Annotated in this window: 12 protein-coding genes; 7 read left to right on the forward strand and 5 right to left on the reverse strand. The window is 73.4% G+C overall.

The features are described 5' to 3' along the window. Positions 1-118: 118 nt before the first annotated feature. From L6E17_RS23005 to L6E17_RS23015, 3 genes are all read right to left on the reverse strand, one after another. The gene (locus L6E17_RS23005; protein ID WP_236242641.1) at positions 119-1099 is read right to left on the reverse strand and encodes an acyl-ACP desaturase; all 981 of its coding nucleotides are present in this window, start codon (positions 1097-1099) and stop codon (positions 119-121) included. A 109-nt stretch (positions 1100-1208) separates the two neighbouring features. Then, positions 1209-2828 carry an ABC-F family ATP-binding cassette domain-containing protein gene (locus L6E17_RS23010; RefSeq protein ID WP_236242642.1) on the reverse strand — a complete coding sequence of 540 codons (1620 nt, stop codon included), beginning with the start codon at positions 2826-2828 and terminating at the stop codon, positions 1209-1211. A gap of 324 nt (positions 2829-3152) precedes the next feature. Next, entirely contained in the window at positions 3153-3569 is a 417-nt protein-coding gene (locus tag L6E17_RS23015) for an SsgA family sporulation/cell division regulator (RefSeq protein ID WP_236242643.1), read from the reverse strand. 135 nt (positions 3570-3704) lie between these two features. Between L6E17_RS23015 and L6E17_RS23020 the strand changes: the two genes are divergently transcribed. From L6E17_RS23020 to L6E17_RS23045, 6 genes are all read left to right on the forward strand, one after another. Further along, positions 3705-4448 carry an endonuclease V gene (locus L6E17_RS23020; RefSeq protein WP_236242644.1) on the forward strand — a complete coding sequence of 248 codons (744 nt, stop codon included), beginning with the start codon at positions 3705-3707 and terminating at the stop codon, positions 4446-4448. Next, entirely contained in the window at positions 4445-4825 is a 381-nt protein-coding gene (locus L6E17_RS23025) for a VOC family protein (protein ID WP_236242645.1), read from the forward strand. Before L6E17_RS23020 ends, L6E17_RS23025 begins: the two co-directional genes overlap by 4 nt. 139 nt (positions 4826-4964) lie before the next feature. Next, positions 4965-6140 (forward strand): CaiB/BaiF CoA-transferase family protein, encoded by a 1176-nt coding sequence (locus L6E17_RS23030; RefSeq protein ID WP_236242646.1) that lies wholly within the window; start codon positions 4965-4967, stop codon positions 6138-6140. After that, positions 6137-7279 carry an acyl-CoA dehydrogenase family protein gene (locus tag L6E17_RS23035; RefSeq protein ID WP_236242647.1) on the forward strand — a complete coding sequence of 381 codons (1143 nt, stop codon included), beginning with the start codon at positions 6137-6139 and terminating at the stop codon, positions 7277-7279. Before L6E17_RS23030 ends, L6E17_RS23035 begins: the two co-directional genes overlap by 4 nt. A 45-nt stretch (positions 7280-7324) precedes the next feature. Next, positions 7325-8539, forward strand: coding sequence for an acetyl-CoA C-acetyltransferase (locus L6E17_RS23040; protein ID WP_236242648.1), 1215 nt, complete (start codon positions 7325-7327; stop codon positions 8537-8539). 36 nt (positions 8540-8575) lie between these two features. After that, the gene (locus tag L6E17_RS23045) at positions 8576-10747 is read left to right on the forward strand and encodes a 3-hydroxyacyl-CoA dehydrogenase NAD-binding domain-containing protein (protein ID WP_236242649.1); all 2172 of its coding nucleotides are present in this window, start codon (positions 8576-8578) and stop codon (positions 10745-10747) included. On the opposite strand, the gene L6E17_RS23050 is transcribed toward L6E17_RS23045, so the two are convergent. Both L6E17_RS23050 and L6E17_RS23055 read right to left on the reverse strand, forming a co-directional pair. Then, entirely contained in the window at positions 10737-11501 is a 765-nt protein-coding gene (locus L6E17_RS23050) for a MerR family transcriptional regulator (protein WP_236242650.1), read from the reverse strand. The genes L6E17_RS23045 and L6E17_RS23050 overlap by 11 nt on opposite strands. 128 nt (positions 11502-11629) lie before the next feature. Then, on the reverse strand, positions 11630-12301 hold the full coding sequence (locus L6E17_RS23055; protein ID WP_236242651.1) for a hypothetical protein: 672 nt from the start codon (positions 12299-12301) through the stop codon (positions 11630-11632). A gap of 361 nt (positions 12302-12662) precedes the next feature. On the opposite strand from L6E17_RS23055, the gene L6E17_RS23060 reads away from it, so the two are divergent. Next, positions 12663-13598 carry a hypothetical protein gene (locus L6E17_RS23060; RefSeq protein ID WP_236242652.1) on the forward strand — a complete coding sequence of 312 codons (936 nt, stop codon included), beginning with the start codon at positions 12663-12665 and terminating at the stop codon, positions 13596-13598. Positions 13599-13918: the final 320 nt, after the last annotated feature.

A 13918-nucleotide genomic window follows, 5' to 3' on the forward strand; every position in this document is an offset into this window, starting at 1 on the left:
CCTGCCGCCTGCGGCCCCCTGCCTGAGGAAGGCTGCCCGCCGGCGTGAAAGGGCCGGCCCGCTGCACGACGAGGCCGGCCCGCTGCGCGGGGCGCCCCGGGGCCCGCGGACGGCCGGGTCAGTCGGTCCGCGCCGCCCGTGCCGCCAGCCGGGCCTGGCGCGTGGCGAGCTTCTCGTCGAACCGCTTCGCCTCCGTGTCCAGCCCGTCCATGTAGAGCCCGAGCTCCTCCTGGGCCTTGCGGCCCTCGGGGCCGAGCCCGTCGATCTCCATGACCTTCAGGAAGCGCAGCACCGGCTGCAGGACGTCGTCGTGGTGGATGCGCAGGTTGTAGATCCCGCCGATCGCCATCTGGGCGGCGGCCCGCTCGAAGCCCGGGATGCCGTGGCCCGGCATCCGGAAGTCGACCACCACGTCCCGCACCGCCTGCATGGTCAGGTCGGGCGCGAGCCCGAACGCCGCCGACAGCAGGTTCCGGTAGAACACCATGTGCAGGTTCTCGTCGGTCGCGATGCGGGACAGCATCCGGTCGCAGACCGGGTCGCCCGAGTGGTGGCCGGTGTTGCGGTGCGAGATGCGCGTCGCCAGCTCCTGGAACGCCACGTACGCCACGGAGTGCAGCATCGAGTGGCGGTTGTCCGACTCGAAGCCCTCGCTCATGTGGGACATGCGGAACTGCTCCAGCTTGTCCGGGTCCACGGCGCGCGACGTCAGCAGGTAGTCGCGCATCACGATGCCGTGCCGCCCCTCCTCGGCGGTCCACCGGTGCACCCAGGTGCCCCAGGCGCCGTCCCGGCCGAAGAGGGTGGCGATCTCGTGGTGGTAGCTCGGCAGGTTGTCCTCCGTCAGCAGGTTCACGATGAGCGCTGTCCTGCCGACGTCGGTGACCTTCGACTGCCCCGGCTCCCACTCCTCGCCGTCCTCGAAGAACCGCGGGAAGTTGCGGCCGTCCGACCACGGGACGTACTCGTGCGGCATCCAGTCCTTGACGACCTTGAGATGACGGTTGAGCTCCGTCTCGACGACCTCTTCCAGTGCGTACAGCAGCCGGGCGTCGGTCCACTCCGCCGAACTGCCGAGGTGGGGAGAGGTGAGGGTCACGGGGCGCTCCTGGAAAAACGGGATCATTACCTACGGGCTCGTAGGTTACGAGACCGTAGGTTAAGCAGGCCGTAAGGGTATGGCCAAGATCTGTCATGAAGTTGTCTGATTACCCGCTGTCACGCTCAGGATTGTTCATGGTCAGTCGTCGAGTGATCCCGATCGATTCCAGGAACGGTTCGTCGTGACTGGCCACGATCAACGCCCCCTCGTACGCCTCCAGCGCCGCCGTCAGACTCCGCACGCTCGCCAGGTCGAGGCTGTTCGTCGGCTCGTCCAGCAGCAGGAGCTGCGGCGCCGGCTCCGCCAGCAGCAGGGCCGCGAGCGCCGCCCGGAAGCGCTCCCCGCCCGACAGCGTCCCGGCCCGCTGGTCCGCCTGCGCGCCGCGGAACAGGAACCGCGCGAGGCGCGCCCTGACGCGGTTCGGCGTCGCCTCCGGGGCGAACCGCGCCACGTTCTCCGCCACCGTCGCCTCGTCGTCCAGCACGTCCAGGCGCTGGGGCAGGAAGCGGAGCGGCACCCGCACCGCGGCCTGCCCCGCCACCGGCTCCACCTCTCCGGCGATCGTCCGCAGCAGTGTCGACTTGCCCGCGCCGTTCCGGCCCACGAGGGCGATGCGCTCCGGTCCGCGCACCGCCGTCTCGCCCTCCAGGCGCGCGCCGTGCCGGAGCGTCAGGTCGCGCAGCAGCAGCACCTCGCGGCCCGGCGGTACGGCGGTGTGGGGCAGCTCGACGCGGATCGCGTCGTCGTCCCGCACCGCCTCCACCGCCTCGCCCAGCCGCTCCCGGGCCTCCGTGAGCCGCTGCGCCTGCAGGGTGCGGTGCTTGCCCGCCGACACCTGGGCGGCGCGCTTGCGCTCCTGCGCGACGATCCGCGGGACGGTGTTGTTGTCGTAGCTCTTCTGCCCGTAGCGCTTGCGCTTGGACAGCTTCTGCTGGGCCTCGGCGAGTTCCCTGCGTTGCCGGCGCACGTCCGCCTCGGCGGTGCGCACCGTGCGCTCGGCCGCCTCCTGCGCGGCGGCGACGATCTCCTCGTACACGGAGTACGGGCCGCCGTACCAGACGATCCCGCCCTCGCGCAGCTCGGCGATGCGGTCCACGCGCTCCAGCAGCTCCCGGTCGTGGCTGACCGCCACGAGGGCGCCCGGCCAGGAGTCCACCGCGGTGTAGAGGCGGCGCCGCGCCTCCAGGTCGAGGTTGTTCGTCGGCTCGTCCAGCAGCAGGATCGCGGGCCGGGCCAGCTGGAGTGCGGCGAGGCGCAGCAGCACGCACTCGCCGCCCGACATCTCGCCGACCGTCCGGTCGAGTCCCAGGTGGCCGAGGCCGAGTCGGTCGAGCGCGGCGCGTGCCCGCTCCTCCACGTCCCAGTCGTCGCCGACCGCGGCGAAGTGCTCCTCGCGTGCGTCGCCCTGCTCGATGGCGTGCAGGGCGGCCCGGGCGGCCGCGACGCCGAGGGCCTCGTCCACGCGCAGCGCGGTGTCGAGGGCGGCGTCCTGCGGGAGGTAGCCGATCTCCCCGGCCGCGCGGACGCTGCCGCCCGACGGGGCGAGTTCGCCGGCGAGCAGGCGCAGCAGCGTCGACTTCCCCGAGCCGTTGCGGCCGACGAGCCCGGTCCTGCCGGGGGACACGGCGAGGTCCAGGCCGTCGAGGACCGCAGAGCCGTCCGGCCAGGCGAAGGACAGCCCGGTGCACGTGAGGGCGGACGGTGTGCGGGAAGAGATGGATGGCATACGGGTCTCCCGGTTGCGTGGGTGCGGCATGGGGGCAACGGGTGGGACACCGGCGCGCGAAGAGGGGCCGCGGTCCGACGGATTCCGGTCGCCTCATACGGCTTCGGGCGCACGGGAGCACAGTGGAAGCCCGCCTGGGACAGCTCGTACGGCGGAGGCCGGACACGGCGGCGGCAGGCGGCGCGGGAAGGCGCGGCTGCGGCACGGCGCGGTGTCTCAGGACCTCAGACGAGCAATGTCCTACTCCGATCAGACCGGCGGCGGGCGAGGGGGTCGAGCACGACGGTAGGCGGCAGCGGCCGCCCGCCGCAAAGGAATTACGGGTCAGCGCGCGTCGCGCAGCAGTTCCGCCAGTTCGTGGTCCAGATCCAGGAACAGGTGCTCGAAGCCCAGCGGCACCACGTGCCGCGTGCGGGTCAGGAAGTGGTGCAGATCCGCGGCGCGCGCCTCCACCATGGCGACGCCCTCGGGGGCGTGGAACTCCAGCACCGCGCGGTCGCGGCCGAAGGGGCGTACGCGCACGTCACCCGTGCCGGCCGGGGCGCCCAGGCCCGCCAGGAGCAGGTCGCGGGAGAACTCCCACACCACCTCCACGCCCTCCAGCGTCGCCTCCGCGGGGAAGGCCATCCGTACGGCGAAGGGGTCGCGGCGGTCGTAGCTCAGCGTGGCGGACACGGCGTCCGTGCGGGGCGCGGACGCGACGAGACGGGCCTCCACGGCCTGCTCGATGACGGTCGACAAGTCCTGCTCCCTCGTAGCTCTCCCTCGTATGGGGGAGGACGAGCATTCCGACCGGCGAGTGACCGCCTGAGACTGTGATGTACATCACATGACAGGCTGTCCCTGCGGTGCGCCCCGCCGTAGGGTGGCGGCACTATGACGATCTTCGAAACACCCGCCGACTGGCCCGCCGACGAGGCGCAGGCGCTGGCCGTGCAGGACGCCCTGCGCGGCCGTGTCGTCCTCGACGAGTCGGGGCCGCCGCCCGGCACCGGGCTCGTGACCGGGGTGGACGTGGCCTACGACGACGACCGCGACCTCGTCGCGGCGGCCGCCGTCGTGCTGGACGCGCGCACCCTGGAGGTCGTGGACCGGGCCACCGCCGTCGGACACGTCTCCTTCCCGTACGTCCCCGGGCTGCTCGCCTTCCGGGAGCTGCCGGCCGTGCTCGCCGCCCTCGGGGCGCTGACCGCCGGACCCGGGCTCGTGGTCTGCGACGGGTACGGCCGGGCCCATCCCCGCCGCTTCGGGCTGGCCAGCCACCTCGGCGTGCTCACCGGACTGCCGGTCATCGGCGTCGCCAAGAACCCGTTCACCTTCACGTACGAGACGCCGGGGGAGCGGCGCGGCGCCTCGTCGCCGCTGCTGGCCGGTGACGAGGAGGTGGGGCGGGCGCTGCGCACCCGGGACGGCGTCAAGCCGGTCTTCGTCTCGGCCGGCCACCGCGTGACCCTCGAAGGCGCCTGCGCCCACACCCTGGCGCTGACGCCGCGCTACCGCCTCCCGGAGACGACGCGGCACGCCGACGCGCTCTGCCGCAGGGCCCTTGGTGCAGCGGCGGCGGTCGCGGCGGAGCCAGGCCCGGCGGCCCCGGGGGTCGCGGAGGGGTCGGCCTCATGATCGGCCGCTTGCAGTGCGCCGTGCTCGACTGCCCGGAGCCGCGCCCCTTGGCCCGCTTCTATCAGGGGCTCCTCGGCGGTGAGGTCGACCGTCCGGACCCGCGGTGGTCGCGGGACGGCGCGTGGGCGACGCTCCACCTGGACGACGGGACGGTGCCGGCCTTCCAGCGCGCCGACCCCTACCGCCCGCCGCGGTGGCCCGGCGACCCCGACCGGCCGCAGCAGTTCCACCTGGACATCGGCGTGGCCGACCTGGAGCAGGCCCGGGCCCAGGCTGTGTCCCTCGGGGCCGCGGTCCTGGACGCGGGGCCGCCGGACCGGGGCTGGATCGTGTGCGCGGACCCGGCGGGCCATCCCTTCTGCCTGGTGCGCGACTGAGCCTGCGCGCCGCCGGTCCGGCGTCCCGGGGGTTTTCCACAGGGGTGCGGCGGGGCTTGTGCGGGCTGCGGGCCCTTCTTAACATCATCACTGTTACAGCAGTACTGTCACAGTGTGGTGGCGGGACGAGGGGAGCCGTATGACAGCGACCAACGGCCGGGACGCCCGAGGCGCCCACGGCCACGGCCCGCTCGCCGGGGTGCGCGTGGTGGAACTGGCCGGCATCGGCCCCGGCCCCTTCGCCGCCATGCTGCTGGCCGACCTCGGCGCCGACGTCGTCCGGGTCGACCGGCCCGGCGGCCCCGGCCTCGGCATCGACCCGGCGTACGACCTCACCAACCGCAACAAGCGCTCCGTCCTCGTCGACCTCAAGGCCGACGGCGGACCGGCCGCGGTCCTCGACCTCGCCGAGCGCGCCGACATCCTCATCGAGGGCTACCGCCCGGGCGTCGCCGAGCGCCTCGGCGTCGGCCCCCGCCCCTGCCTCGCCCGCAACCCCCGGCTCGTCTACGGCCGGATGACCGGCTGGGGCCAGGAAGGACCGCTCGCCGACCGGGCCGGACACGACATCACGTACCTCGCGGTCACCGGCGGCCTCTCCCTGACCGGAGGCGCCCCCGGCGCCCCGCCCCCCGTGCCGGCGAACCTGCTGGGCGACTACGCGGGCGGCGCGCTGTACCTCGTCACCGGTGTCCTCGCCGCCCTGCACCACGCCCGGGGACCGGGCGGCACCGGGCAGGTCGTGGACGCCGCCATCACCGACGGCGCCGCCCACCTCACCACCATGATCCACGGCATGCTCGCCGCCGGCACCTGGCGCGACGGCCTCCGCGGCGGCAACCTGCTGGACGGCGGCTGCCCCTTCTACGGCACCTACGAGACGGCCGACGGCCGCCACATGGCGGTGGGCGCCCTGGAGGAGCGCTTCTACGACCGGTTCGCCCACCTCCTCGGCCTCACCCCCGACGAGGCGGCACTCCGCGGCGACCCCGCACGGTGGGACGACCTGAAGGAGGCCGTCGCCGCACGGTTCCGCACCCGCACCCGCGCCGCGTGGACGGCCCTCTTCGAGGGTACGGACGCCTGTGTGGCGCCCGTCCTGTCCCTGAGGGAGGCGCCCGCGCACCCGCACCTCGCGGCCCGCGGCACGTTCACCCGCCACGGCGGGCTCACCCAGCCCGCGCCCGCACCCCGGTTCTCCGCGACCCCCGGCACCGTCCGCCGCCCGCCCGCGCAGCCGGGCGCCGACGCCGCCGACATCGCCCGCGACTGGGACGTCCCGGCCATCCGCCCCACCGAAGGAGGTCCCCGGTGAAGCGCCGGATCTTCAGCGCCGAGCACGAGGCGTTCCGCGACACCGTCCGCACCTTCCTCGCCAAGGAGGTCCTGCCGCACTACGCGCAGTGGGAGAAGGACGGCATCGTCGCCCGCGACGCCTGGCGCGCCGCCGGGCGCCAGGGCCTCCTCGGCCTCGCCGTCCCCGAGGAGTACGGCGGCGGAGGCACCGCCGACTTCCGCTACAGCGCCGTCCTCGCCGAGGAGTTCACCCGGGCCGGCGCCCCGGGCCTCGCCATCGGGCTGCACAACGACATCATCGGCCCCTACCTCACCTCCCTCGCCACCGGCGAGCAGAAGCGGCGCTGGCTCCCGGGCTTCTGCAGCGGCGACACCATCACCGCCATCGCCATGACCGAACCCGGAGCCGGCTCCGACCTCCAGGGCATCCGCACCACCGCCGAGGACAAGGGCGACCACTGGCTGCTCAACGGCTCCAAGACGTTCATCTCCAACGGCATCCTCGCCGACCTCGTCATCGTCGTCGCGAAGACCACCCCGGAAGGCGGCGCGCACGGCCTCTCCCTCCTCGTCGTGGAGCGCGGAGCGGAAGGCTTCACCCGCGGCCGCAACCTCGACAAGATCGGCCAGAAGGCCCAGGACACCGCCGAACTGTTCTTCCACGACGTCCGCGTCCCCAAGGAGAACCTGCTCGGCCACCGCGACGGCGCCTTCGTCCACCTCATGACCCACCTGGCGCAGGAGCGCCTCGCCATCGCCGTCGCCGCCGCGGCCGGCGCCGAACACCTGCTGGAGACCACCACCGCCTACGTCAAGGAGCGCGAGGCGTTCGGCCGCCCGCTCGCCCGGCTCCAGCACATCCGCTTCGAGATCGCCGAGCTGGCCACCGAGTGCGCCGTCACCCGCGCCTTCGTCGACCGCTGCATCGAGGAGCACACGGACGGCGCACTCGACGCGGTCCACGCCTCCATGGCCAAGTGGTGGGCCACCGAACTGCAGAAGCGCACAGCCGACCGCTGCCTGCAACTCCACGGAGGCTACGGCTACATGGCCGAACACCCCGTCGCCCGGGCGTTCACCGACGGCCGGATCCAGACCATCTACGGCGGCACCACCGAGATCATGAAGGAGATCATCGGCCGCTCCCTGCTCGGCTGACGCCTCCGCGCACTCCCGCCGACCGACCTCGCGAAAGGCCCACCAGTGACCACCGAAGCGTACGTGTACGACGCCATCCGCACCCCGCGCGGCCGCGGCAAGGCCAACGGCGCCCTCCACGGGACCAAGCCCATCGACCTCGTCGTGGGACTCATCCACGAGCTCCGCGACCGCTTCCCCGGACTCGACCCGGCAGCCGTCGACGACATCGTCCTCGGCGTCGTCGGCCCCGTCGGCGACCAGGGCTCCGACATCGCCCGCATCGCGGCCATCGCCGCCGGACTGCCCGACACGGTCGCCGGGGTCCAGGAGAACCGCTTCTGCGCCTCCGGCCTCGAAGCCGTGAACACGGCCGCCGCCAAGATCCGCTCCGGCTGGGACGACCTCATCCTCGCCGGCGGCGTCGAGTCGATGTCCCGCGTCCCCATGGCGTCGGACGGCGGCGCCTGGTTCGCCGACCCCATGACGAACCTCGCCACCAACTTCGTCCCCCAGGGCATCGGCGCCGACCTCATCGCCACCATCGAGGGCTTCTCCCGCCGCGACGTCGACGAGTACGCCGCCCTGTCCCAGGACCGCGCCGCCGAAGCGTGGAAGGACGGCAGGTTCGACCGGTCCGTCGTCCCGGTCAAGGACCGCGCGGGACTCGTCGTCCTCGACCACGACGAGCACATGCGCCCCGGCACCACCGCCGACTCCCTCGCCGCCCTCAAGCCGTCGTTCGCGGACATCGGCGAGCTCGGCGGCTTCGACGCCGTGGCGCTCCAGGAGTACCACTGGGTCGAGGCGATCGACCACGTCCACCACGCCGGCAACTCCTCCGGCATCGTCGACGGCGCCGCACTCGTCGCCATCGGCTCCCAGGAGGTCGGCGAGCGGTACGGGCTGACGCCCCGCGCCCGCATCGTCTCCGCCGCCGTCTCCGGCTCCGAGCCCACCATCATGCTCACCGGGCCCGCCCCCGCCGCCCGCAAGGCCCTCGCCAAGGCCGGGCTGACCATCGGCGACATCGACCTCGTCGAGATCAACGAAGCCTTCGCCGCCGTCGTCCTGCGCTTCGTCAAGGACATGGGCCTCTCCCTCGACAAGGTGAACGTCAACGGCGGAGCCATCGCCATGGGCCACCCCCTGGGCGCCACCGGGGCGATGATCCTCGGCACGCTCGTCGACGAACTCGAGCGCCAGGACAAGCGCTACGGACTCGCCACGCTCTGCGTCGGCGGCGGCATGGGCATCGGCACCGTCGTCGAGCGCCTCTGACCCGTCCCGCCCCACCCCCTCACGGAGAGACCACGAATGAGCGAGAGCACCACCATCCGCTGGGAGCAGGACGAGACCGGCGTGGTCACCCTCGTCCTCGACGACCCCCGCCAGGCCGCCAACACCATGAACCAGGCCTTCCGCACGTCGATCACCGCGATCGCGGACCGCGCCGAGGCCGAGAAGGACTCCATCCGCGGCATCATCTACACCTCCGCCAAGAAGTCCTTCTTCGCCGGCGGCGACCTCAAGGACATGATCAAGGCAGGCCCCGCCGAGGCCCGCCTCGTCTTCGACACCGCCGCCGAGATCAAGAGCGCGCTGCGCCGCATCGAGACCCTCGGCAAACCCGTCGTCGCCGCGGTCAACGGCACCGCCCTCGGCGGCGGCTACGAAATCGCCCTCGCCGCCCACCACCGCGTCGCCCTCGACACCCCCGGCTCCAAGATCGGCCTCCCCGAGGTCACCCTCGGCCTGCTCCCCGGAGGCGGCGGCGTCACCCGCACCGTCCGCCTCATGGGCATCGCGGACGCCCTGCTGAAGGTGCTCCTCCAGGGCACCCAGTACACCCCGCGCCGCGCCCTCGACAACGGCCTCGTGCACGAACTGGCAGCCACGCCGGAGGAGATGCTCGCCAAGGCCCGCGCGTTCATCGACGCCCACCCCGAGTCCCGCCAGCCGTGGGACGTCCCCGGCTACCGCATCCCGGGCGGCACGCCGTCGAACCCGAAGTTCGCCGCGAATCTCCCCGCCTTCCCCGCCAACCTGCGCAAGCAGCTGAACGGCGCCCCCTACCCGGCGCCCCGCGCCATCCTCGCGGCCGCCGTCGAGGGCTCACAGGTCGACTTCGCGACCGCGCTGACCATCGAGGGCCGCTACTTCACGGAGCTCGTGACCGGCCAGACCGCGAAGAACATGATCCAGGCGTTCTTCTTCGACCTCCAGGCCGTCAACGCCGGCCGCAGCCGCCCCGACGGCGTCGCACCGCGCCCGGTCCGCAGGGCCGCGGTCCTCGGCGCCGGCATGATGGGCGCCGGCATCGCGTACGCCTGCGCCAAGGCCGGTATCGACGTCGTCCTCAAGGACGTGTCGCAGGAGGCCGCGCAGAGGGGCAAGGCCCATGCGGAGAAGCTCTGCGCGAAGGCCGTCCAGCGGGGCCGCACGACGCAGGAGAAGGCGGACGCCCTGCTCGCCCGCATCCGGCCCATCGCAGGGACGGCGGACCTGGCGGGCTGCGACGCCGTCATCGAGGCGGTCTTCGAGGACACCGCGCTCAAGCACAAGGTGTTCCAGGAAGTCCAGGGCGTCGTCGCACCGGACGCGCTGCTGTGCTCGAACACCTCCACGCTCCCCATCACCTCGCTCGCCGAGGGCGTGGACCGGCCCGCCGACTTCATCGGGCTGCACTTCTTCTCCCCCGTCGACAAGATGCCCCTCGTCGAGATCATCAAGGGCGAGGCCACCGGGGACGAGGCCCTCGCCCGCGCCTTCGACCTGGTACGCCAGATCGGCAAGACGCCCATCGTCGTCAACGACAGCCGGGGCTTCTTCACCTCCCGCGTCATCGGCCAGTTCATCAACGAGGGCGTCGCCATGATCGGCGAGGGCGTCGAACCCGCCTCCGTCGAGCAGGCCGCGGGCCAGGCCGGCTACCCGGCGAAGGTGCTGTCCCTGATGGACGAACTGACCCTCACCCTGCCCCGGAAGATCCGCAACGAGACGCGGCGCGCGGTGGAGGAGGCGGGCGGCACCTGGCGGACCCACCCTGCGGAGGCCGTCATCGACCGCATGGTCGACGACTTCGGCCGCACGGGCCGCAGCGGCGGCGCCGGCTTCTACGACTACGACGAGGACGGCAGGCGCACCCGCCTGTGGCCGGGCCTGCGCGAGCACTTCACGAAGGCGGACGCCCGCGTCCCCTTCGAGGACATGAAGGAGCGCATGCTCTTCTCCGAGGCCCTCGACTCGGTGCGCTGCATGGAGGAAGGCGTGCTGACGTCCGTCGCCGACGCCAACATCGGCTCCGTCCTGGGGATCGGCTTCCCCGCCTGGACCGGCGGCGTCCTGCAGTACATCAACGGCTACGAGGGAGGGCTGCCCGGCTTCGTGGCCCGCGCCCGGGAGCTCGCGGAGCGGTACGGGGAGCGCTTCGAGCCGCCGGCGCTGCTGCTGGAGAAGGCCGAGCGGGGGGAGACGTTCACGGACTGAGCGCCCCGTCCTCCCCGGGGGCGCGGAAGGCGGCCCGCAGCTCGTCCCTCAGCGACCGCTGGAAAGCGGTGACGAGGGCCTGCACCACCAGCGGCTGCATGTGCGCGGACAGCGACTTCATCGCCTTGACGTGCTGCGGATCCTGGGGGTCCGCCTCCCGCTCCCGGTAGGGGTTCCACACCTCCTCGCGGAACAGCCGTGCCAGTTCCTGGGCCGCCTCGCGCGTGTGCTCCACCAGCACCGCGCGGGCGGCCAGGATGGTTTCGTGCGGGATCGGCACGTCCAGCATCTGGAGGCCCAGCCGCAGCAGCCCGAGGTCTACCCGCAGCACGCCCTCGGCGCCCGTCTCGCCCAGCACGTCCATCCCGGCGAGCAGGTCGAGGTCGGCGTCGCTGAGGGCCCGCCCCGCCCGCCGTTCGAGTTCGGGGCGCGTCAGCTCCTCCGAGGCGTCGGGGGCCCAGGTGGCGACCAGCGCCCGGTGCATCGCCAGGTCCTGCGCGCTGGCGTCGGGCGGCAGCTGCTCCAGGTAGCGTTCGATCGCGGCCAGCGTCATGCCCTGCCGCTGCAGTTCCTCGATCAGCGCGAGGCGCGCCAGATGGCCGGGCCCGTACCGGCCGACCCGGCGCGGCCCGATGTCCGGCGGCGGCAGCAGCCCCCGCGTGCCGTAGAAGCGGATCGTCCGCACGGTGACCCCGGCACGGGCGGCGAGTTCGTCCACCGTGTACGTCTGCTGCGGCTCGGTGTGGGTCGCCATGGGCCTCGCATCTCCCTGTGGTGTCGCACTGGTGCAACAGTATTGCTGTCTCACCGGTGGTGCGAAACTCCTGAGCCCGACCCGGCACCCGCTGCCCCGCGTACCCGGGCCCTGCACGACGGGGCAGGTCACTGCGGGGACGTCGCGGCGGTGCCGGTCCCGCCGTCCGCCGGCGCGGACCCGTCCTCGGGGGTCACCAGGCTGTCCAGGAGATCGCGCAGCGCCCCCACGGGCGTGGGGGAGGGGGCGGGTGCCGGGGCGTCCGGTTGCGGAGGGACGGGCGGCACCGACGTGTCGGGGCCCGGCACGGGCACTCCGGCGCCGTCCGCCGAGGCGCCGTCCGCCGATGCGCCGTCCGCCGACGTGCCGTCGGCTGCTGCGCCGGTCGGCCCCGGGCCCGGCCCGCTCGCGGGCGCCGGAGGGAAGGACGGCACTGCCGGTACGGCGGTCGCCGATCCGGCGGACGCGGGCGACGCGGCAGGGCCGGTGGGTTCCGTCGGCTGCCGCCCGGGTGGTGCGGCCGCCGTGCCGGAGGCGCCGGGCACCGGGTGGCCGGAGGGCACGCCGCCGGGCCCGCTGCCGGGATGACCGCTCCCCGCCTCGTCGTACGGGCTGCCCGCACCGGAACCGGGCTCCGGACGAGCGCTGCGCGGGTGGTCGGGACCGGCCTGCGCGACCGGTGTGTCACGGGCCTGCTGCAGTGCGATGGCCAAGGCCCCGGCCACCCCCATGGCGGTGGTGACCCGCACCACCGCGTGGCGGGCCCCGCCCGTCCGATGCAGCCGCCTGTGCCTGCCCATGAAACGCCTCCCGCGCGTGGGTACGTGATCCGACGGTCGGACAATGGGCCGAGCGGCCGAAAGGACACGGCCGGTGCGCGCCTGTGACGAGCCGTGGCCGAATCGCGACAGGCCCCACACTGAGGAGTGCGGTCATGACCGCGTCGTCGTGGCGGCGGTGCGGCCTCACGCGGCCGGCACCGTCTGGTGCCCGCTGCCCGGCACGGCCATGGCGCGGTGTCCTGGCGGCGGTCGCGCGGGCACGGCCGCGCCACGTCTCCTGCGGCGGGTTGCGCTGCGCCGGGTACGGCCGGGGTGGTGCCGTCGGGCCTTGCCCGGGACGCTCCGCAGGCGGCGGGCGCGGCGGCCCACTGTCAGAGGGGTGTGCCAGAGTCTGCGCAGGTTGGAGATCGGGGTGCAGACGGAGGACGGGGAGCGGCACGTCCGGGTGTCCGCCGAGGAGCTTGCCGGGTTGGCCCGGCGCATCGGCGGGGAGGGCGACCGGTTCCTGGTGGTGCAGCGGATACCCGACCGGCCTGACGTCTTCGCCCAGGTCTGGCACGAGTCCGGTGGAGGCTACACCCTGGAGCACCGCGACGGCGCCGCCGACCGGCACTTCCAGGTCGCGGTGGACAGCCCCGAGGCGGTGAGCGCGGCGATGACCGGCTGGGCCCGCCAGGAGGCGGGCTGGGACGAGGGACTCGCCTGGGAGCTTCTGGACATGGGCCCTCTCCGCGAGGTGCCGCCCCTCGACCTCGACGAGGGCGAGCGCGAGGTGCTGGAACGGCGCGTCCGCGAGGCGCTGGTCGGCGGCTATGCCACTCGGGCCGAACTGGCGGAGCTCGCCGAGGAGTGCCTGGTCACCGCGGACCGTCGGCCCGTGTCACGGGAGCAGGCGGAGGCGCTGGCCGACCGGCTGTGGCTGGAACGTGTCGGGGAGCAGGCCGCATGGCAGGGCGAGACCGACCCCGAGCGGCTCACCCGCGCGTTCAGGGCCCTGCAGGAAGCCGGCATCACCGCCCGCGAGAACTTCACCTGCTGCCGTACCTGCAGCCAGGCCGAGATCGGTGACGAGGGCGGGCCGGACGACCGCGGCTTCGTCTACTTCCACACCCAGTGCACGGACTCCGCCGCCGCCGGAAACGGACTGATGCTGCTCTACGGCGGCTTCGACGGCTCGTCCGAGACCACCGCTGCCGTCGGCCGGGAGGTCGTGGCCGCCCTCGAAGCGGTCGGCCTCGGCGTCGAGTGGGACGGCGACCCGGGCCAGGCCGTCACCGTCACGCCCCTGGACTGGCGCCGCCGCCTGATCCGGTGACGCACGTCCGGGAGGGAGCCGGTCGGGCTGTGCGGTAGGGCAGTCCCATAGCCCCGGCAGCTGCCGAGGCCGGCGCACAGGCAGTGCACCGTCGCGCGCGGTCACGGCGAGCGGTCGACGGCTTGCGCTATGTCCCCGTAGGGGGGATGTGTGTGGATGTCGGCCCTTTTAGCTGGCTTGTACCGCCTGCCGCGTAGCAGCATGGAGGGAAGGCGGTGCACGGTACAACATGCGTGCGGCATGCCGCGTACGGAGGCGGTGCAGGCTTTGACCCGGCAGATGTTTGCTTCCGGCGGTGTGGGGATGGCCGCGGTGTACGT

It is taken from the genome of Streptomyces sp. CC228A, assembly GCF_021390935.1.
Taxonomy (GTDB): Bacteria; Actinomycetota; Actinomycetes; order Streptomycetales; family Streptomycetaceae; genus Streptomyces.